This is a genomic window from Nonomuraea sp. NPDC050394, from assembly GCF_044459065.1.
Classification (GTDB): domain Bacteria; phylum Actinomycetota; class Actinomycetes; order Streptosporangiales; family Streptosporangiaceae; genus Nonomuraea.
The window spans coordinates 1678971-1699852 of the sequence record NZ_JBITIO010000001.1 but is presented as its reverse complement, the minus strand read 5'-3'; the positions used below and the strand labels follow the sequence as shown (position 1 = coordinate 1699852).

Here is a 20882-nt window from a genome sequence, read left to right as displayed (position 1 = left end):
GTACCCGGGAGGGTGCTGCCACCGGGGTCGCCGAAAGCGCGATCAGACATGACACTCGATAAGTATGCTTACCAACACCATTTGTGCACTCCTTTTACCTGCGGTGACGCCTGGCTCAGGCGTTGCTCCGGCCGGGAAATTCACAGGAAACTCTCAGCTCGCTCACCCGCCCAGCGCCGCCCGGGCGTCGACGACGCCCAGGCCGAGGCGCAGGTCCTTGGTCGGGTTCCGCGCGGTCTGCCGGATGGCTCTCATGGTCTGGTCGGGGGTCTTCCCCTGCCCGATCAGAAGCGCCGCCAACCCCGCCACGTACGGCGCCGCCATCGAGGTGCCGTCGAGCAGGCCGTACCCGCTGGTGTTCTCGCGGGTCTCCGGGGTCGGATAGGTCGGCAGCGTGGACAGGATGCGCACGCCGGGGGCGGTGACGGCGTCCTCCGCGCCGAAGTTGGAGAAGTCGGCGGGCTTGCCCTGCTGATCGCTGGCGCCGACGACCAGGACCTGCGTGGCCGTCTTGTACGGCTGTCTGACGGTGCCCTCGTTCCCGGCCGCGGCCACGACGACCGCGCCCCTGCTGTAGGCGTGCAGGATGGCCGGGCTGAGCGTTCCACCCTTGAGCAGCCGCGACAGCAGGCCGGTCTCGCCCAGGCTGAGGTTGATCACCTTGGCGCCGTTGTCGGCGGCCCAGACGATGCCCTTGACGATCGTGGTCCGGTCGCCCGATCCGACGGTGCCGAGGACGCGTACCGGCATGATCATGGCGCCGGGCGCCGCGCCGGAGATGCCGATGCCGTTGCGGGTGACGGCGGCGGCGATGCCGGCCACGTGGGTGCCGTGGCCGTTGCGGTCCTGGGGATCCTGGTCGCCGTCGACGAAGTCGTAGCCATCGACGATCTTGTCCTTGAGGTCGGGGTGGTCGGTGTCCACCCCGGTGTCCACGATCGCGATCACCACGCCGTCGCCCTGTTCCTGCGTCCAGGCCTGGGGCATCTTGATCGCCGGAAGGCCCCACTGCTGGGGTTCGAGCGGATCGGGCTCGGGCGAAGCGCAGCCCGCCACGATCGCCAGGATCGCGGCGAGCGTCAGAACTCGCCTCATCATGCCCCCCGATGCTCACGATAAGTCCCGATAAGACTACACAGAGCACCTAAAGGGATAGGCGGGAGGAGCGAGGTGAGGCGCCTCGGGGGAGGTAACCCGGAAACCTCTCCCGAGGAGCCTCAGCCCCGCTCCTCCCGGGTCTCAGCCGAGCGCGTTGAGGTACGCCCGGTGGCTGCGCGAGAACTCGAAGGAGTTGTACTTGTCCCAGTTGATCGACCAGGTCATGAGCCCCCGCAGGTTCGGATAGACCCCACGCGGCCGGTACGGCCCGCAGTTCGTGCCCTTGGCCAGGCAGTCGAAGGCTTTCTGGACCTCGGCCACCGTGGTGAAGCCGTTGCCCGCCCACGGCGCCGCGGGCAGGCCGATGGCGACCTGGTCCTGGCGGAGCGCGGGGAAGACGTTGGCGGTGTTGCCCATGATGGGGAAGCCCGCGAGCAGCATGTCGGTCATCGCGACGTGGAAGTCGTGGGTGCCCATCGTGTGGTACTGGTTGTCCAGGCCCATGATCGGCCCGGAGTTGTAGTCCTGGACGTGCAGGAGCGTCAGGTCGTCGCGCATCGCGTGGATCACCGGCAGGTAGGACGCGGCGCGCCGGTCGGCGGACCCGCTCGGGCCCGGTCCGTAGAACTGGTAGCCGAGCTGGACGAAGAAGGTCTCCGGCGCCATGGTCAGCACGAAGCGGGAGCCGTACTTCGCCTTGAGGGTTCTGAGTGCGGAGATCAGGTTGACGATCACCGGGGTGGTCGGGTTGCTCAGGTTGGTGTCGCCGGAGTTGAGATAGAGGGAGTGGCCTTCGAAGTCGATGTCGAGGCCGTCCAGGCCGTAACGGTCGATGATCGCGCTCACCGACGAGACGAACGTGTCACGCGCGCCCGCGCTGGTGAGCTGGACCTGGCCGTTCTGGCCGCCGATGGAGATGAGGACCTTCTTGCCCGCGGCCTGCTTGGCCCGGATGGCGGCGATGAAGTCCGCCTCCGGTTCGACGTTCGGGCACTCGGCCGCCGGGCAGAGCCGGAAGCGGATGTCGCCCGAGGTCACCGAGGTCGGCTCGCCGAAGGCGAGGTTGATGACGTCCCATTCGTTCGGGACGTCGGCCATCCGGATGTAGCCGGAGCCGTTGGCGAAGGAGGCGTGCAGGTAGCCGACCATGACCCGCTTGGGCAGCTGGCCGCCGCCTCCGCCGCCCTCGGTCGTGGTGCCGGGGACCTCGGAGGTGTAGGCGGAGCAGTTGCCGGAGCCGTCGCAGGCGCGGACCTTGAAGCGGTAGGTGGTCTTCGCGGTCAGGCCGCCCACCGTGGTCGAGGTGCCCGTGACGGAGGTGGGGGCGCCGCCGTCGCGGGAGAGCTCGTAGCGGGCGACGCTGCCGGAGTTGTCGGTGGAGGCCGACCAGCTCACCGACAGCGAACTCTGGGTGGCGCCGCCCACGGCGAGGTTGCCGGGGACGGTCGGCGGGGTGGTGTCGTCGGGTGGCGGGGTGCCGGGCGGCCCGTCGAGCACCACGTCGTCGGCCTGGTAGGCGCCCTGGCCGTACCAGCTGTTGACGTAGACGGTCACGCTGGTCGTGCTCGCGCCGGTGGTGAAGCTCGTGCTCAGCTGGCGGTAGGCCGAGGGCGAGGACGTCCAGGTGCTGACGTCGGTGGTGCCGGTGCCCAGGGCGCCGAGGAAGACGTAGCCGCCGCGCACCCAGGCGGACAGGGTGTAGGAGGACGAGGGCTTGACGCTGATCACCTGCTGGCAGCGTCCGGTGTCGCCGCCGGCCGGGGTGGCCTGCAGCGCCTTGGAGCCCGAGTGGACCGGGGTGGTGACCGCCTGGGCTCCGGACGAGGCGGTGCAGGTCCAGTTCGCGAGGTCGCTCTCGAAGCCTGGGTTGCTCAGGATGTTCGCGGCGAGAGCGGGCGTGGCGGAGACCGCCGTGAGGCCGAGGGCCAGCACGGCGGCCGCCGCGATATGACGAAGGCGCATCGCCTAGAACCCCGCGGTGATGCGGGTGAACTCCCAGTCGGCCTGGGCGATGCCGCTGCAGTTGGACTGCACGCCGCCGCCCGGGCACGGCCGGTCGCGGTTGACCGCCCAGTACGCCAGCCTGGTCAGGCCCTTGGACTTGGCCCAGTCGCGGATCTGCGTCCAGGTGGCCGGCGAGGTGAGCTCCTGCTGGTCGGACAGGCCGTTCATGCCGGAGATGCCCATGCGGGCGTAGGCCTGCGCGTCGGTGTAGCCGTAGGCGTTCTTCAGCGCGGTCTTCAGGCCCTCGGAGGCGTTGACGGTGTCCTGGTACATGTTGGAGCCGCCGAAGTCGAACGGCATGATCGTGAAGTTGTCGATCGGCACACTGAGCGCCTTGGCCTGGTTGATCAGGCGGACGCCGTGGGAGTTGGGGCCGGTCCTGGTGGTGCCGAAGGTGACGACGATCTTCACGCTCGGGTTGTTCTGCTTGACGATCTTGAGGGCGTTCAGGATGCGGTCCTGCACCGTGTAGTTCTCGAACTCGTCGGTGTTCTCGATGTCGAAGTCCACGACGGCCGGTCCGACGGCGTTGATGACCTGCTGGACGGCGCCGGCGAAGGCCTGCGGCGTGGAGCAGTTGGGGCCGAGCTTGTTGCCCGACCAGCCGCCGAAGGAGATCTGCACGTTGCCGCCGGCGTTCTTGATGGCCGAGATCGCCTGGGCGTCGGCGCCGCCGGTCAGCGGCCGGTTGCCGTCCCACGCCGGGTTGCAGCCGCCGCTGGCCAGGATGAAGGCCATGGTGAAGGACTTCACCCCGGTCGCGCTCATGACGGTCGCGGGCGCGGGCGGGTTGCCCCACCCCATGTAGAGGTACGGCGCGCCGGCCATCTTGCCCGGCGGGTCCGGGTTGGTGCAGCCGGAGGTGGTGGCGGCGGCGTCACGGCCGGTGGACTCGCCCACGTTGTTGTAGGCCTTGACCGTGTAGCTGTGCGACTCGCACGTGCCCAGGCCGGAGATGGTGGCGCTGGTGCCGGTGACCGTCGTCTTCAGGGTCGAGCCCTCGTAGACGCGGTAGCCCGTGACCGTCCCGGAGGAGGCGCCCCAGCTGAGCGAGATGGAGTTGTTGGTGACCGAGGTGCTGATGTTGCCGGGCTGGCCGGGCACGCCCGGCTGCGGGGTGCTGCCGCCGGCCTTCCACAGCGCGGGCACGCGCGGCGGCTCCCAGCCGGGCAGCGAGGTGTGGCCCTGGATGGCGGTGTAGGAGGTGCCCTGGTAGGTGACGACGGCGCCCACGGCGTACGGGGTGTAGGGCGCCCATTCGGCGAAGAACGCGATCGTGCGGACGGAGCCGGCGGTCGCGGTCGTCGCCGCGGCCAGGCCCCCGAACAGCAGGGCGGCGGCGGATATCAGCGCGACGAGTAGGCGTCTCATGGCATTCCCTGAAGATGCGGCTTGACGGTCTTGGAGAAGTTCCAGTTGTGGCTGGCGTCCCAGTTGATGGACCAGGTCATGGCGCCCCTGATGTCCGGCCACGCCTGCGGGGGCACGAAGCTGCCACAGTTGGTGCGCTTGGACAGGCAGTCGAGTGCCTGGTTGACCAGGGTCGGGGAGACGACTCCGCCGCCCGCGGCGCCCGGTCCGGCCGGCAGGCCGAGGGCGACCTGGTCGGCGCGCAGGCCGTTCTGGAGCTGGATGCAGGCGAGCGCGGTCATGAAGTTGACCGTCCCCTGCGAGTAGGCCTGGGCCTGGTCGCAGCCGAGCATGCTGCCGGAGTTGTAGTACTGCATGTGGACGACCGTGAGGATGTCCTTGATGTTCAGGGCGAGCTTGAAGTACTCCATCCCGGTCGACTGCATGTCGATGGTCTGCGGGGCCATCGTGATGATGAGGTTCGAGCCGGCCTTGGCGCGCAGTTCCCTGAGCGCCTGGCCCATGTAGGTGGCGTTGAGCCCGTTCTCCAGGTCGATGTCGACGCCGTCGAAGCCGTAGCTCTGCATGATGCCCCAGACGCTGTTGGCGAACTGGGTCGCGGCGGCGGAGTTGGACACCTGGACCCGTCCCAGCTCACCGCCGACGCTCAGGATGATCTTCTTGCCGCGCTGGTGCAGAGCCTGCACGTCGGCGCGGAACTGGGCGTCGGTGTAGCCGCCGAGCGCGCTGGCGAGGCCCGGGTCGAGATTGAAGGTCACCTGGCCGGGGGTGCTGGTGGCCTCGGCGAAGGCGATCGCGACGAGGTCGTACTCGTTGGGCACCGCCGACAGCCGCAGCTCGGTGGCCGGGTTCACGAAGTTGTGCCAGTAGCCGGTGAGGAAGTGCTTGGGCAGCGGGCCGCCGCCGGTGCAGCCTGTGGTGGTGCCGGAGGCGTCACGCCCGGCCGACTCACCCACGCTGTTGTAGGCCTTGATCGTGTACGTGTGCGACTCACACGTACCCAGACCCGAAATCGTGGCACTCGTACCGGTCACCGTCGACCTCAACGTCGCACCCTCATAGACGCGATAACCCGTGACCGTCCCACTGGACGCACCCCACGACAGGGCCAGCGAACTGTTCGTCGCACTCACCGACGCCGCACCCGGCTGACCGGGAATGCCCACGCAGCCGGTGGTCGTGCCCGAGGCGTCACGCCCCGCCGACTCACCCACACTGTTGTAGGCCTTGATCGTGTACGTGTGCGACTCACACGTACCCAGACCCGAAATCGTGGCACTCGTACCGGTCACCGTCGACCTCAACGTCGCACCCTCATAGACGCGATAACCCGTGACCGTCCCACTGGACGCACCCCACGACAGGGCCAGCGAACTGTTCGTCGCACTCACCGACGCCGCACCCGGCTGACCGGGGACGGTCGGCTGCGGGTCGCCCTGGACGCTCTTCCAGAGGGCGGGGACGTTGGGCGGCTCCCAGCCGGGCTGGGAGGTGTGCGACTGGCGGGACTCGAAGTCGGCCGAGTTGTAGGTGACGCGGGTGCCGGTGGGATAGGAGGTCCAGGCCTGCCACTGGGGGTAGGCGACGGCCTGGGCGGGTGGCCCGACCAGGCCGAAGATCAATCCGACGACCAGGACGAGTAAGGCGCGATATTTCATGAATTCTCCGGTTTCGAGTCGTACGGCCCGCGCCCCTGGGGGGCGAGGGCGCGAGCCGTACGGGCCCGTGGGGTGGGGGGTGTGTTCAGCGCAGGCCGTTGTTGAGGGCCGTGGTGAGGGATCCGTCGTCGCCCGACATCTCCCAGACCATCGCGCCCAGCAGGTTCTTGGCCTTGATGTACTCGGTCTTCTTGCCTATGGACCAGGGATCGTCGAACGTCCACCACTGCCCGCCGGGACCGGTGAAGCAGTAGGAGGAGATCGACTGTTCGTCGTGCCTGACCGTGCAGCCGGGCACCCGTGAGGCGATGTTCTTGTAGCCGCGCGTGCCCGCCTCCTCGGGGAAGTCGCCGGGCGCGGCGCCGTTGGCCGACTGCCATTCGCCGAACTTGCCGCCGTCGGCCACCTGCTGCCAGCCGCGGCCGTAGTAGGCCAGGCCGAAGGTCAGCTTGCGCGGGTTCACACCCGCGTCCAGGTATTTCTGGATGGCCTTGTCGACGCTGAAGTCCGGGTTGTACGGCGAGTCGGTGTCGAGGTGGAGGTTGCCCTGGTGGCCCGTGCGGTTGGGCTCCCAGGAGTTGTCGCTGCCCGCGCCGTGGAAGTCGTAGCCCTGGACGTTGGCGAAGTCCAGGTACTGGAAGATCCTCGACAGGTCCCATCCGGCGTCGATCTTGACCGGGTCGGCGGGGGTGAAGGCGGTCAGCAGGTAGCGCTTGCCGGTGGTGACCGTCAGCGCGTCGAGCTGGGTGCGGAACTCCTGCAGCAGCAGCGTCAGGTTGTTCTTGTCGTTCGGGCTGACGTGGTTGCCCGCGTGACCGGGGGCGCCCGGCCACTCCCAGTCGACGTCGATGCCGTCGAAGACGCCCGCCGCCACGCCGGGGCCGCCGCGGCCCTGGTAAACGGGCAGGTCGCCCTTGATGTACATGTCGATGCAGGACTTCACGAACGCCTTGCGCTTGGCGTCGGTGGAGGCGGCGTCGGAGAAGTATTTGGAGTAGGTCCAGCCGCCGAGCGAGATCAGCGACTTGAGGTGGGGGTGCTTGGCCTTGAGCTTCTTGAGCTGGTTGTAGCTGCCGGCCAGCTTCTGGTCCCAGGTGTCGCCCACGCCGTCCACCGACTCGCCCGCGCCGAAGCCCTTGACGTAGTCGGCCCACGCGTCGCCCGCGCCGTCGCCCTGGTTGGGGTCCTGCGGGTTGGGGGTGGTGGCCCGGTCCACGCCGTTCATACAGGTGTGCTGCGTCGGGTGGACGTTGGAGAAGGCGTAGTTGATGTGGGTGAGCTTGGCGGCCTGCGCGTCGAGGCTCTTCATCGTGTACGCGCGGCCGTAGATGCCCCACTGCACGAAGTAGGCGACCTTGTTGTAGCTGCCGCCCGGGGTCTCCGGCTGGGTCTTCGCGGTGAACGGCGCGCTCTTGTCGGACTCGTTGCCCGACGGGTCGACGGCGCTGACGGTGAACGTCTGGTTCGTGTCGGGCGGCAGGCCGCTGACGGTGGCGCCCGTCGTCGTGGAGGTGGTCTTCAGGGTGGCGCCCTGGTAGACGCGGTACTCCTTGATCGTCCCCGAGTTGTCCGTGGAGGCGTTCCAGGCCAGGCTGATCGTGGTGCTGGTCTGGCTGGGCGAGCGCAGGCCGCCGGGCACGCTCGGCTTGACCGTGTCCGGTGTGCCGGTGGTCGTGACCGTGACGGGGGCGCTCTTGTCCGACTCGTTGCCCGACGGGTCCACGGCGCTCACCGTGTAGGTGTGCGCGGAGCCGGGTGACAGGCCGGTGAGCTGCGTGCTCGTCCCCGTGGCGGTCTTGACGACCGCGGTGCCCTCGTAGACCCGGTACTCCCTGATCGTCCCCGAGTTGTCCGTCGAGGCGTTCCAGGCCAGGTCGATCGTGGTGTCGGCGCGCGCGGTCGAGCGCAGGTCGCCCGGCACGCTCGGCTTGACCGTGTCGGTGGGCACGCCGTCACACGGGTTGCCGTTGAGCTTGCAGTTCTGCGGTACGGCCTGCGCGCCGCCCGGATTGCCGAGGAAGCCGAAGGTGACCGCGGCGCCCGGGGCGAGGGTGCCGTTCCATCCGACGTTGCCGAAGGTGAAGTGCTGCCCGCTACGTGCCAGGGTGGCATCCCAGAACGAGCCGACCGTGATGCCGGAGGGCAGGTCGAACTCGACCTTCCAGCCGTTGATCGTGCTCGTGGTGCCGTTGGTGACGGTGTAGCGGCCTTCGAAGCCGCTGCCCCAGTCGGAGGTCTTCGTGAACGCCGCGGTGGCCGAGGCGGCCTGAGCGGGCCCTGGAACGAGGAGGGCTAACAGCAGACTTGCCAGCGCGGTCAGGGAAAGTAAAGGAAGGGTACGCCGCATGATCGCTCCCTCGGCGGGAGAACTGTGGGGGGTGTCCTGCCCTGTGAGGGGTCAGGCAGGTGGTACGGGCGGCAACGGATGGTGATCGTGGCAGGCTGTGGGGGGTGGGGGGCGCGCCATGATTGCCTCGGTTCAGATCTTCTCTTAGGAAAGTTTCCTAAGAGTTATGGCGATCGTAGGCTTGACACCCATGCCTTACAAGACCTAATTCCATCTTCAATCGCCGCAGCTGGTCACCAACTCCGCGCCACGGGTTAAAAGCGCACCGTAACGGCGGCTCCGCCGTACCCGCAAGACAGCCGCACGCGGAAGACAGCCGTACCCGCAAGACAGCCGGACGCGCGAAGCGGCCGGGCCCGCAGACAAGAGCGCGCCCCCACACGCGGGTGGGGGCGCGCCGTCGGGCGCCGGCTACGGCTGCTGCGTGATCTTGACGTCGTCGACGCCCGCCTCCAGCAGGGAGGCGGTCGAGGCGTCGGCGGCCTCGATGAGGACGCGGACGGTCTGGCCCGCGAACGCGGTCAGGTTGGCGTTGGCCACGCCCCACGAGCCGTTGCGGTTGCTGGCCGCGCCCAGCTGCTCGAACACCTGGGAGGTGGTGTTTCCGACGACCTTCACGCGGAAGTAGTCCGCGTTGGAGGAGTTGGAGCCGTGGGCCAGGTACCACGACAGCGACAGGGACAGCGTCCCCGTGGCCGGCAGCGTGATCTGTGGCGACTGGATCGAGGTCAGCCCGCCGTCGATGTCGTGGTCGCCCGCCGCGGCCCCGGCCAGGCGGCCGGTCACCAGGTCGTTGGTGCCGCTGACCGTCGTGCCGAGCTGCTTGGCGCCGCTGGAGGTGGTGGCCTCGGGGTCACCGCGCTCCCACAGACCCGTCGTGGCGCTGCCCGGGACCACGGTCCAGCCCTTGTCGGTCTCGAAGTCGTCGGACCAGACGGTGTTGCCCGGCGTGGTGCCGCAGTACTGGGCCTCCTTGCCGATGATGCGGTAGACGCAGTCGGAGTACTCCAGGAAGCGCAGGACGGCCTCGCGGTTGCGCGTGGTCTGCGGCACGATCTGCTCGTCCGGCGGGTAGAAGCCGGGGCTCGCGGTGCGCGGGTACATCTCGAACGTGAAGCTGAAGATCTTGTAGACCCCCCACATCCAGTCGTCGATGGTCCCGTCGGTGATGTACAGGTCGCTGGCCTGCTCCGGCGTGTAGTTGTTGGTGGAGGCCATGTTCTGGCCGAGCGTGGCGTGCGCGTCACGGTCGTCCTGGGTCAGGCCCGGCGCCGTGTCGCTGAAGGTGTAGCCGTAGGGCCACAGGATCAGCTCGCTGTAGGTGTGCCAGTCGATGTGCGACCTGATCTGCTGCTTGCCGCCCACCACCCGGGTGCGCACCCAGTCGGCCACCGCCTTCACCTCGACCGCCGACTCGGGGGCCGTGCCCCGGTAGGTCTCGCTGGAGGTCGAGCCGGAGGAGCCGCCGCAGCAGCCCCAGTTGTAGTTCCAGTTGCGGTTCATGTCGGTGCCGACCGCCGACGAGCCGGAGTTCGGCTGGCGGTTCTTGCGCCAGGAGCGGTAGCTGCCCGTCGCGATGTCGTACTCGCCGCCGTCCGGGTTCAGGTCCGGCAGGATCCAGATCTCGCGCGAGTTCACCAGGTTGGTGATGCGCGCGTCGGTGCCGTAGTTGTCGGCCAGCAGGTGCATGAGGTACAGCGCCATCTCGACCGTGAGGTGCTCGCGCGCGTGCTGGTGCGCGGTGAACAGCACCTCGGTCTCGTTCTCGTCGGTGCCGACGTTGTCGCTGATCTTCACGCCGACGAGCTGCCTGCCCTGGTACGACGTGCCGTAGACGAACTTGCTGGCGATGGACGGTTTGGCGGCGACGAGAGCGTTGATGTTGGCGTTCATCTCCGCGTAGTTGTGGTAGCCCGAGTCCGACGGCGGGAAGTCAAACGCTGCCGCGCCGGACGGGGATAACGGGCGTGGCACCTCCGTGACCCGGTAGCCGAGCTTCTTGATCGCCGCGACCTCGGCGGACGTCGCGGTGACCAGGACCGAGTCAGCCGCCACCTCCTCGATGGCCGCGCCGGTGCCCGAGACCGCGCTGCGCTGGCGCGCGTCGGCCGGGCCCTGAACCCGATACTGCTTGTTCGCGGGCGGTTCGGCACCCGCGCCCACCTCGGTGATGCCGGTCAGGCAGAACAGACCGAGGACGGCAAGCAGGATCGTTAATCGGCGTCTCACCTCGTTCCTCCTCAGGCGCGCGATTAGGGGGGTGTGTTGACGCGCGCCTGCACCGAGAGTGAAGACTTCCGCTCAGCCGGAAAAGGCCCAATTCAGCGGTAGTGCACCATGGCTTGCTCTAGTGGCTTCCTGGTTAGGTCAGGGACCTCGGCCTCCGCGGCGGCGTAACCCACGGGGAACAGGATGTAGGGGCGCTCGTTGGCGGGGCGCTCGCAGATCTCGGTGAGGAAGGCCATCGGGTTGGGCGTGTGGGTGAGCGTGGACAGGCCCATCGCGTGCAACGCGGCGATGAACAGGCCACAGGCGATGCCGACGCTCTCGTTGACGTAGTAGTGCTTGGTCTTGCCGCCGTCGGGACGCAGGCCGTACTTCTCGGCGAAGCAGACCACCAGCCACGGCGCCACCTCCAGGTAGCGCTTGTCGGAGGTGGTCTCCAGCGGGGCCAGTGCCTCGCGCCATTCGGCGGGCAGCCGGCCGCCCTCGTAGTTCTGCCGCTCCTCGACCTCGGCGGCGTCCCTGATACGGCGTTTGGTCTCCTGGTCGCCGACCACGACGAATTTCCACGGCTGCTGGTGGGCGCCGGAAGGGGCGGTGTTGGCCGCCAGCACCGCCAGTTCGACGCAGCGGAGCGGGACCGGCTCGTCGCTGAAGAAGCGGACGCTGCGGCGCCGGTCGAGGAAGTCGTAGAACTCGCGGCCGCGGGCGAGCATCTCGTCCGGCTCGTACCGATCCGGCGTGTAGGGACGGAACGGAAACTTGTGCTCCATGAGGACGCAGTCTGCGGACACCTGCCGGATATGACAACCGGCCGCCCGCTATCCTGACGATCTGACAGTAGAAGCCCAGGGAAAGGAGTCAAAATGGCAGCCAAGCGTGCCGGGCTGGACGCGCTCGACCTCCGGATCCTCCGGCTGGTCGCCGAGCATCCCCGCAGCGGCCTGCTGGAGTTCGCCCGGCTGCTGGGCGTGGCCCGCGGGACCGTCCAGGCCCGCCTGGACCGCATGGCCGCCGACGGAGTGATCACCGACTTCGGCCCCGGCCTCTCCCCCGCCGCGCTGGGCTACCCGGTGCAGGCGTTCACCACGCTGGAGGTGCAGCAGGCCTCCCGCGAGCACATCTCCCGCACCCTGGCGGCCATCCCCGAGCTGATCGAGGCCTACATCGTGACCGGACCCGGCGACGTGTGGTGCCGCATCGCCGGCCGCGACCACGAGCACATCCAGGAGATCATCGACCACATGCTGACCATCGACGGCGTACGGCGCAGCACGACGGTGATCACGCTGTCCACCGTCGTACCGCACCGCGTCCTCCCCCTGGCCGCGCGGGCTGCCGGCTAGCCGCCAGGCCCCTGCCAGCCCGTTACCAGCCCGTTGCCAGCCCGTTGCCAGCACAGCCCGCGAACCTCGGGGCATGGACTACGCGATCGAAGCCGAAGGGCTGGTCAAGAGATACGGCGGCAAGGCGGCCCTGGACGGGGTCGACCTCGGCGCGCGGGCCGGAACGGTCCTGGGCGTGCTCGGCCCGAACGGCGCGGGAAAGACCACGGCGGTACGCATTCTGGCCACGTTGCAGCGCCCCGACGGGGGGCGGGCCCGCGTCCACGGGCACGACGTGGCGGAGCGCCCCGCCGAGGTACGCAAGCTGATCGGCCTGACCGGCCAGTACGCGTCGGTGGACGAGAAGCTCACCGGCGCGCAGAACCTCAGGATGATGGGCCGCCTGCTCGGCATGAGCCGCTCCTCGGCCAGGGCGCGGGCGACGGAACTGCTGGAGCGGTTCGGGCTGACCGAGGCCGGCGGGCGGGCCGTGTCCGGGTACTCCGGTGGCATGCGCCGCCGCCTCGACCTGGCCGTCAGCCTCGTCAGCCGGCCGAGTGTGCTGTTCCTCGACGAGCCGACGACCGGGCTCGACCCGCATGCGCGCGGCGAGCTGTGGGAGGTGGTCAGGGAACTGGTCGCCGGCGAGGTGACCGTGCTGCTGACCACGCAGTACCTGGAGGAGGCCGACCAGCTCGCCGACGACATCCTGCTCATCGACTCGGGCCGGGTGGCCGCCGGCGGCACGCCCGACCAGCTCAAGGCCATGGCCGGCGGGCACCGGCTGGACATCAGGCCGCTGCGGGCCGAGGACGAGGAGAAGGCCATGGCCATCCTCGGGTCCGGCGAGCTGAGCGTCCCGATCCACGACCTGGCCATGGCGCCGGCCGTACTCAGGAAGCTGGACGAGGCCGGGATCGTGCTGGCCGAGCACGCGCTGCGGCTGCCCTCACTCGACGACGTCTTCCTCACCCTCACCGGAGCACGCGCATGATCTCGCAGAGCCTCACCCTGACCTGGCGCAGCCTGGTGCCGTTGAAGAACAGTCCCGGCCAGTTGCTCGCCATGCTCATCCAGCCGGTCTTCATGATCGTCATCTTCGTCTACCTGTTCGGCGGCGCGGCGGGCGGCGACCGGGGCCAGGCCGTGCAGTACATGCTGCCCGGCGTGCTGGTGCAGGTGGCGCTGATGGCCACGATCGGCACCGGCATGAACCTGGCCACCGACATCGGCAACGGCGTCTTCGACCGGTTCAGGACGATGCCGATCGCCCGGATGGCGCCGCTGGCCGGGCGCATTCTCGCCGACCTGTGCACGATGACGGTCACGCTGGCGATGTCGGTGCTGGTCGGCTACGTCGTCGGCTTCCGCGTCACCACCTCGCCGCCGCAGGCGCTGGCGGGGCTGGGCCTGGTGCTGCTGTTCACGATGGCGCTGAGCTGGGCCTCGGCCTGGATCGGCGTGATCGCCAAGTCGGTCACCGCGATGCAGGGCGTCTCGACGGCCGTGCTGCTCCCCCTCACCTTCGGCAGCAGCGCCTTCATCCCCGCCACGGACCTGCCGGGCTGGCTGACCGCCTGGATGTCGGTGAACCCGGTCTCGCACCTGGCCGCGTCCCTGCGCGGCTTCATGGTCGGCGGGCTGGACGCGGCCGACGTCTGGATCACCCTCGGCTGGACCGCCGCCCTTCTCGCCGTCTTCGTGCCGCTCGCCCTGCGCGCCTACAACAGAAGGGTCCGATGAGAACCCGCGACGGCGCCGAACTCGCCACCATGGCACGGCTGCCGCCGACGGACGGGCTGACCACGATCCACTCGCCGTCCTACGTGATGCTGCCGATCAGGTCGTAGAGCTCGTCCTCGGCCAGGGCCGCGCCCCTGGCGCGCAGCTCGGCGAAGCGGTCGTCGCCCAGCGCGGCCCGCGCCGCCGCCATCCCGGCGTCGGTGTCGGTCGCGACGTCGGCACGGCCGGCGCCGAACAGCAGGGCCGCGCGCTCCACCTCGCCGCCGGCCAGCGCCGCCAGGGCGAAGCCGCCGAAGACGGCCGCCAGCACCGGCAGGTCGGGCGCCGAACCCGGGGGCGTGCCCCTCATGGCCGCCAGGGCCTCCCGGTGCTGGGCGAGCCCGCCGGGCAGGTCGCCGGAGGCCACCAGGGCTCTGCCGTAGCGGGTGCGTACCGTGGCGACGAGCTGCGGGATCGGCGCGGCGTCCGCCAGCATGTCCACGGCGGCCGACAGCGCGGTCAGCGCCTGGCCGTACTCGCCGCGCTGGTAGCCGATCATCCCCTCGCCCAGCCTGAGCTGCACGAGCACGTCCGGGTTGATCTCGTCGGTGACGCCCAGCCTGGCCTTGGCCAGGTCGGCCGCCGCGCCCTCCAGGTCGCCGCCCTGCGCCCGCAGCACCGCCATCCTGGTCAGCGTCGAGACCGACTCGTTGGCGCTGATCCACGCGCTGGTCAGCGAGGTCACCTCCGTGTACAGGTCGGTCACCGGCCGTCCCTCGCCGGCGCGCAGGGCGGCGAGCTGCAGCAGCGCCTCGCTCAGCCCCCACCGGTCGCCGATCTTCCTGAACCCGGCCACCGCCCGCTCCATCGCCTCCTCGGTCGCGTGCGGGCCCCTGAGCATGAGCGCCGAACTGGCCAGCCACAGGTCCTCGTCCTCGGCGTAGGACAGCAGCAGTCCGTGGGCGTGGTCGTCACGCCCGGCCATCATCGCCGTGACGGCCTTGCCGATCCGCAGCATCGGATGGACCGGCCCCTCACGCTCGGCCCGCGCGATCAGCGCGTCCATGTCGGCCGAGAGCTGGATCAGCCGCGGCCGGTCCACCACGATCCGGCCGAACATCGTCACCCCGACCGCGAACCTGCACGCCGCGAAGGCCTCCGCCAGCCCCGGCGGCGGCTCCCCGCCCGTCAGCGCGAGTGCCTGCTCGGCCCACTGCGCGGACTCCTGCCGGTAGCCGCACATCCACCAGTACCAGTTCAGCGCGCCGCACAACCGCAGCGCCGTCTCGACCTCGCGCTCGTCCAGCGCCCAGCGCAGCGCCGCCGCGCAGTTGTCGCGCTCGGCCGCCAGCCGCTCGATCCACGCGATCTGCTCATCCGTCCGCAGGTACGGCACCGCCGTCTCGGCCACCTCGCGCATGTGGAGTGCCAGCCGCCTCCGGAACTGCCCGCTCTCCCCCGCCTCGGCCAGCCGCTCCAGCGCGTAGGCGCGGATCGTCTCCAGCATCCGGTAACGCCCGTCGTCGCCCGCCCGCACCAGCGACTTGTCGATCAGCGCGCCCAGAACGTCCGGGTCGCCGCCGCACACCGCCTCCACCGACTCCAGCGCCGCGCCGCCCGCGAACACTCCCATCCGCCGCAGCAGCGCCCGCTCGCCGGCGGTGAGCAGGTCCCAGCTCCAATCGACGACCGCTCTGAGCGTCTGCTGCCGGGGCAACACGGTACGGCTGCCGCCGGTCAGCAGCCGGAACCGGTCGTCGATGCGCTCGGCGAGCTGACGCGCGGTCATCGTGCGCAGCCGGGCGGCGGCCAGTTCGATGGCCAGCGGCATGCCGTCGAGGCGGCGGCAGATGGCCGCGACGTCACCGACGTTGCCCTCGTCCAGCCGGAACGACGGCCGTGCCGCGTCCGCCCGGTCCAGCAGCAGCCGCACCGCGGGGTAGGCGGCGGCCCGTTCGGCGTCCACGCCCTCGGGCGGCAGTTCCAGCGGCGGAATGGGCACGAGCCGCTCGCCCGCGACGTTCAGCGGTTCTCTGCTGGTGGCCAGCACCCGCAGGCCGGGGCAGAGGGACAGCAGCCGCTCGGCCACGACGGCGGCGGCCTCGATCACGTGCTCGCAGTTGTCCAGCACGATCAGCGCCCGCTCGCGCCCGAGCCGCTCGGCCACACGGGTCACCGGGTCCTCGCCCGGCTGGTTGAGGTCGTCGCGCAGCCCGAGCGCGCCCGACAGCGCGCCGGGGACGTCGGCCGGGTCGGCGATCGGGGCCAGTTCGATCATCCAGGCATCGGCCTCGCGCAGGGCGGCCTCGGTGGCCAGGCGGGTCTTGCCGGCGCCGCCCGGCCCGACGATCGTCGCGAGCCTCGCCTGCCCGAGCAGGCTCACGAGCTGGGTCAGTTCGTCGGCCCTGCCCACGAAGCCGGTGAGCGGGGCGCGTACGTTCCCCTTGGCCTGGCGCGGCTCGGGACGCCGGGCCGGGACCTCGCCCTTGAGCACGGCGAGGTGGGCGGCGCGCAGGCCGGGTCCGGGGTCCACGCCCAGGTCGGTGGCCAGGGCGCCCCTGACCCGCTCGAACAGCGCGAGCGCGTCGGCCTGGCGGCCGGCGGCGGCCAGGGCGCGCATGGCGAGACCGGCCAGGCGCTCGCGGTGCGGCTGCGCGGCCAGTTCCTCGCTCAGCGCGGCGGCCAGGGTGGCGGCCTCACCCGAGCCCGGCTCCCGTGCCAGCACGGCCAGGGCATGGGCCTCCAGGGCGAGCAGGCGTTCCTCGCGCAGGCCCGCCGCGACGTTGGCCAGGTGCGGCACCACCAGCAGGTCGGCCAGCGCGGGACCCCGCCACAGGGCCAGCGCCGCCTCCAGGGCGGCCTCGCGATCCTCTTTGCGGACGGCCCGGGTGAAGGCGTGGGCGTCCACGTGCTCGCGCGGGATCGGCAGGACGTAGCCGCCCGCGCGGCCGTCCACCGTCACGTACGGGCGCAACGCGGCGCGCAGGCGCTTGACCAGGGTCTGCAGGGCGTTGGCCGCGTTGGCCGGCGGCTCCTCCGGCCACAGCGCGTCGATCAGGCGCTCGGCGCCGACGACCTGCCCCGCCTCCAGCGCGAGCATCGCCAGCAGCGCGCGTACCCGGGCGCCGCCCACGGCCACGGGGACGCCGTCGTTCGTGACCTCCAGCGGGCCGAGGATGGATACGCGCACGCACTCCATCCTGCCGGGTGCTCACGACTTCAGGTGCACGGCCACCTCCATGCCCACCGGCTGCCCCTCCTCCAGAAGGCCGATCTGGCGCACCTGGGCGAGCGACACCTCGGCGCCGCTCTCCTGCGCCGCGGCCAGCAGCGCGAGCACGGCCGGGTGGGTGGCGCCCTCCACCATGGGCACGTCCTGGTCCCAGCGCCAGCGCACCACCATCTCCTGTCCCGTCTCGATCGTGCCGCGCTCGACGTCCGTCCAGGACTCCGGCGGCAGGGCTGCGACCGGCCAGCAGCACAGCACCTGGACCTCGGTCTCGCTGCCGGGGGCGGCCCTGATCGTGGTCCAGAACGCGCCGGTCGGGCGGTTGCCCTCCGCGTCCAGGCGCCGCCACAGTCCGGCGAACAGCTCGTTGGCCTCCTCGTCACTGGCGAGGTCCGGGGGCAGGACGACTCCGGCCCAGGGCTGGGCTTCGGCCTGCCGTACCTCTGTCTGCCAGCTGACGGGGCCGGCGAGCAGGCGTTCGAGGGCGTCGAGGGCGGCGTCCTGGCGCTCGCGGTCGGCGGCCAGCCTGGCGCGGTGCCCGGCCAGCGTGGCCGTCGCGGACTCGGCGTCCTGGAGCAGCTTGGGCGCCTCGGCGAGGGGCAGGCCGGCGGCGCGGGCGGCCTTGAGCCTGAGCGCGTGCTCGAACTGGGTCGCGCTGTAGCGGCGGTGCCGCGACCACGGGTCCACCGAGACGGGCGGCAGAAGGCCCTGCTCGTCGTACAGGCGCAGGGCCTTCAGGCTCAGACCGGTCAGCTCGGCGAATTCCCCGATGTTCATCATGGGAACCAGTGTGGGACCTGCCCCTGGGGGAGGTTCCAGTCGCTGGTCCGGGCGCCGTGCGCGGATCCCCTCGCGCACGGCGCCCGAGTCGGCGCTCAGAAGTCGTCAGGCAGGCGGACCTGGTCGCGGATCCACCGTCCCGCCTCCTTCAGCCGGCTGGTGCCGGTGAAGGGGCCGCCGGGGCAGGTGCCCTCGGTGAAGACGGCGCCGGACAGGGGGTCGTCGGAGAAGTTCCAGTTGACCCAGCTGATCTTCTTCTGTGCCATCAGGTCGATGTACTGCTGCGACCTGGTGAAGTTGTTGCCGCCGCCGCCCGAGGACGTCTGCGTGCCGAACTCGGTGACGAACATCGGCAGCCGGTCGGCCGCGCGGGACAGGGTGCCGAGGTAGTTGCTGCCGTGCGAGGCGGCGTAGAAGTGGAACGTGTACATGATGTTGGTCGCGTTGACCGGGTTGCTGATGATCTCGCTCTCGTCGGAGCCTTCGGAGACGCCGAGCGAGGACCAGGCGCGGGTGCCGACCAGGATCGTGCTCTCGGGGTCGTTGGCCCTGATGACCGGGATGATCTGGTGCGCGTAGTCGCGGATGCGCGACCAGGCGACGCCGCTGGGCTCGTTCATGACCTCGTAGAGCAGGTTCTTCTTGTTGTTGTGGCGCTGGGCGATCTCGGTGAAGAACGTCTTGGCCTTGTTGAGGTTGTTCTGGGCGAACGGGTCACCGGGGTTGAGCATGTGCCAGTCGACGATGGCGTACATGCCGCGGGAGGTGGCCTGCTCGATCAGGTTGTGCACCCGGTCGGTGAACGCCCGGGGGTTGGTGTCGTAGCCGCCCTCCTGGATGTACATGGAGATGCGAAGGACGTCCGACTTCCAGTCGTCGGCCAGGGCGTTGAGCGAGGCGGTGTTGAGGCAGTCGTAGTGCCACTGGATGCCGTGGCTGCTCATGCCGCGCAGCTGGATCTGCTTGCCGTTCTCGTTGCAGAGCTTGATCCCGCAGACCCGCAGCTGGCCGTTGGCCTCGACCGGGGTGCCGCCGCCGGTGGGCGGCCGGGTGGTGGCGGTGACGGCGGCGCTGCGGTCGGACTCGTTGTTGGACGGGTCGCGCGCGGTCACGGTGTAGGTGTGCGTGGAGGAGCCTGCCAGGCCGGTCACGGTGGCCGTGGTGCCGGTGACGGTGGCGACGACGGTGTCACCCTCGCGTACCCGGTAGTCCTTGATCGAGCCGCTGTTGTCCGTGGCGGCGTTCCAGGCCAGCGAGATCGAGCTGGACGTGGTCCCGGTCGAGCGCGGGTCGCCGGGGACGGTGGGCTTCTCGGTGTCGGGCGGCCCGGTGACGCCGACGCCGAGGCGGTCGAGGTTGGGGCCGCCGTTGGCGGTGGTCGAGCTGGCCCTGACGGTGTTGGCGCCCGCGTTCAGGGCGGCGTTCACCTGGACCTCCTGCCAGGTGCTCCACGCGCCGGTGCCGGGGAAGTCCTTGGTCTGGGCGCTGCCGTTGACGCTGATGGACATCGGGCGGTTGACGGTGGTGCCGTTGGCGTAGCGGAAGGTCAGGGTGGCGTTGCCGGCGGCGGCCGCGTTCACGGTGAACTCGACGGCGGAACCGGTGACGTTGTCGTAGTTGACGAAGCCGGTGCCGGTGAACCCGGCGTGGTTGGACTCCACCACGCCCTGGGTGATCGTGGCGTCCTCGGCCTGGTGGTCGTTGCCCGGTGTGGCGGCGACCTCGGCGTCCAGGTAGTCCCAGTTCGGGTTGCCGCCTGCGGCGGAGGCCGTGGCTCTGATCGTGTTCGCGCCGGCCACGACCGGTGCGGTCAGCGTGGCGGTGGCCCAGGTGCTCCAGGCGCCGGTGGGGTTGAAGGCGCGGTCGTCGGCGATCAGGGTGCCGTTGACGGAGATGTCACTGGGACGGTTGGCGGTGGTGCCGTTGGCGTAGCGGAGGGCCAGGGTGGCGGTGCCCGCGGCGGGGGCGTCGAAGGTCCACTCCACGTACGGCCCCGCCACGTTGTCGCCGTTGACGAAGCCCGTCCCGGAGAAGCCGGCGTGGTTGGACTCGACGGCACCCTGCGAGATCGTGGCGTTCTCCGCCTCAAGCCGGGTGGGCGCGGCTTCGGCGGGCAGTGCGGGTAAGAGGGCCAGACAGACGGCGGCCAGAGTGATCAGCCGCGTTGAACGATGCATGGGGTCCGCTCCTACTCGTTCATTAGGAAACTTAACTAACGAGCAAACGGAGAATAGATCCGACGTCTGTCCGGAACAAGACCCAAATTGACAGGCGCCTCTACAGCCGTGACAAGAAGGGAGCCAGCTGCTCCTCCTCGTAGTCGAGGTGGGCCAGCAGTTCGCCGGCCAGCCGTTCGAGGTCCTCGCGGAAGTCCGCGGCGCGTTCGATGGCGGCGAGGATCTCGGCGACCTTGCCGTGCTCGCGCTCAAGACGGTCGATGACCTCGGCGGACTCGGGGAAGCGCGCCCGCAGGGTGGTGAACAGGTAGTGGCTCTCCACCGTGTGGTGCATCTCTACGTGGTGGCAGTAGTACATGCAGCGCACCCGCAGATCACCGGTGATCTCGCTCGCGCCGCGCAGTTCCTTCAGCTCCCGGCGCAGACCGTCGTGGACGGCGATCAACTCGCGGACCATGGCGTGGTCTCGGGACATCGGGGCACTCCTTTACGGTTCCTTCTCGTAACTAACGGCATGATGGATTACCGTCGTGGTAGGCGCATAGATCGCACTTTTTCCTGCGTTAGTTACCTGGAGAGAACCGTGGAGTACCTGACGGAGACCGAGGCCAACTGCCGCGCCCGCGAGGTGCTCGACCGCGTGGGCGACAAGTGGTCCACGGTCGTGCTCTACAACCTCAGCACCGGCACCCACCGCTTCACCGAGCTGCGCCGGGCCATCCCGGGCATCAGCCAGCGCATGCTCACCGTCACTCTGCGCGGCCTGGAGCGCGACGGGCTGGTCAGGCGGACGGTCCATCCGGTCATCCCGCCCCACGTGGACTACGACCTGACGCCGCTGGGCTGCACTCTGCGGGAGATCGTGGGCGCTCTGGTCGGCTGGGCCCACCAGCACCTGGACGAGATCGATCGGGCGCGGGCGGCGTACGACAAGGTGTAGACGCGAGC

Annotated in this window: 15 protein-coding genes; 4 read left to right on the top strand and 11 right to left on the bottom strand. The window is 70.0% G+C overall.

Going from position 1 to position 20882, the window contains the following annotated elements; all coding sequences use genetic code 11:
• Positions 1-162 precede the first annotated feature (162 nt).
• The 7 genes from ACIBKY_RS08225 to ACIBKY_RS08195 all read right to left on the bottom strand — a co-directional run bounded on the left by ACIBKY_RS08225 (position 163) and on the right by ACIBKY_RS08195 (position 11474).
• The gene (locus tag ACIBKY_RS08225) at positions 163-1098 is read right to left on the bottom strand and encodes a S8 family peptidase (protein WP_397095390.1); all 936 of its coding nucleotides are present in this window, start codon (positions 1096-1098) and stop codon (positions 163-165) included.
• A gap of 141 nt (positions 1099-1239) precedes the next feature.
• Entirely contained in the window at positions 1240-3060 is a 1821-nt protein-coding gene (locus ACIBKY_RS08220) for a chitinase (protein WP_397095389.1), read from the bottom strand.
• 3 nt (positions 3061-3063) lie between these two features.
• On the bottom strand, positions 3064-4473 hold the full coding sequence (locus ACIBKY_RS08215; RefSeq protein WP_397095387.1) for a carbohydrate-binding protein: 1410 nt from the start codon (positions 4471-4473) through the stop codon (positions 3064-3066).
• Entirely contained in the window at positions 4470-6131 is a 1662-nt protein-coding gene (locus ACIBKY_RS08210) for a glycosyl hydrolase family 18 protein (protein ID WP_397095386.1), read from the bottom strand. The genes ACIBKY_RS08215 and ACIBKY_RS08210 overlap by 4 nt, the downstream gene beginning before the upstream one ends.
• Positions 6132-6216: 85 nt before the next feature.
• On the bottom strand, positions 6217-8478 hold the full coding sequence (locus ACIBKY_RS08205) for a glycosyl hydrolase family 18 protein (RefSeq protein WP_397095384.1): 2262 nt from the start codon (positions 8476-8478) through the stop codon (positions 6217-6219).
• Between the two features lie 411 nt (positions 8479-8889).
• Positions 8890-10707: a M14 family zinc carboxypeptidase gene (locus ACIBKY_RS08200; protein ID WP_397095382.1), complete on the bottom strand. Its 1818-nt coding sequence runs from the start codon at positions 10705-10707 to the stop codon at positions 8890-8892.
• 92 nt (positions 10708-10799) lie between these two features.
• On the bottom strand, positions 10800-11474 hold the full coding sequence (locus tag ACIBKY_RS08195) for a nitroreductase family protein (RefSeq protein WP_397095380.1): 675 nt from the start codon (positions 11472-11474) through the stop codon (positions 10800-10802).
• Positions 11475-11567: 93 nt separating this feature from the next.
• Here ACIBKY_RS08195 and ACIBKY_RS08190 point away from each other — a divergent pair, with 93 nt between their 5' ends.
• From ACIBKY_RS08190 to ACIBKY_RS08180, 3 genes are all read left to right on the top strand, one after another.
• Positions 11568-12047 carry an Lrp/AsnC family transcriptional regulator gene (locus ACIBKY_RS08190; protein ID WP_397095378.1) on the top strand — a complete coding sequence of 160 codons (480 nt, stop codon included), beginning with the start codon at positions 11568-11570 and terminating at the stop codon, positions 12045-12047.
• 73 nt (positions 12048-12120) lie between these two features.
• A complete protein-coding gene (locus tag ACIBKY_RS08185) occupies positions 12121-13020 on the top strand; it encodes an ATP-binding cassette domain-containing protein (protein WP_397095377.1) in 900 nt (299 codons plus the stop codon).
• Complete coding sequence (locus tag ACIBKY_RS08180; RefSeq protein WP_397095375.1) at positions 13017-13769, top strand: ABC transporter permease; 753 nt, start codon at positions 13017-13019, stop codon at positions 13767-13769. The genes ACIBKY_RS08185 and ACIBKY_RS08180 overlap by 4 nt, the downstream gene beginning before the upstream one ends.
• Before the next feature lie 79 nt (positions 13770-13848).
• On the opposite strand, the gene ACIBKY_RS08175 is transcribed toward ACIBKY_RS08180, so the two are convergent.
• The 4 genes from ACIBKY_RS08175 to ACIBKY_RS08160 all read right to left on the bottom strand — a co-directional run bounded on the left by ACIBKY_RS08175 (position 13849) and on the right by ACIBKY_RS08160 (position 20409).
• A complete protein-coding gene (locus ACIBKY_RS08175) occupies positions 13849-16938 on the bottom strand; it encodes a BTAD domain-containing putative transcriptional regulator (protein ID WP_397095373.1) in 3090 nt (1029 codons plus the stop codon).
• Positions 16939-16959: 21 nt separating this feature from the next.
• Complete coding sequence (locus ACIBKY_RS08170) at positions 16960-17757, bottom strand: MerR family transcriptional regulator (protein ID WP_397095371.1); 798 nt, start codon at positions 17755-17757, stop codon at positions 16960-16962.
• Positions 17758-17852: 95 nt separating this feature from the next.
• Entirely contained in the window at positions 17853-19934 is a 2082-nt protein-coding gene (locus tag ACIBKY_RS08165) for a cellulase family glycosylhydrolase (RefSeq protein WP_397095370.1), read from the bottom strand.
• A gap of 100 nt (positions 19935-20034) precedes the next feature.
• Positions 20035-20409 carry a hemerythrin domain-containing protein gene (locus ACIBKY_RS08160; protein WP_397095368.1) on the bottom strand — a complete coding sequence of 125 codons (375 nt, stop codon included), beginning with the start codon at positions 20407-20409 and terminating at the stop codon, positions 20035-20037.
• A 108-nt stretch (positions 20410-20517) separates the two neighbouring features.
• Here ACIBKY_RS08160 and ACIBKY_RS08155 point away from each other — a divergent pair, with 108 nt between their 5' ends.
• Entirely contained in the window at positions 20518-20874 is a 357-nt protein-coding gene (locus ACIBKY_RS08155; RefSeq protein WP_379627717.1) for a winged helix-turn-helix transcriptional regulator, read from the top strand.
• Positions 20875-20882: the final 8 nt, after the last annotated feature.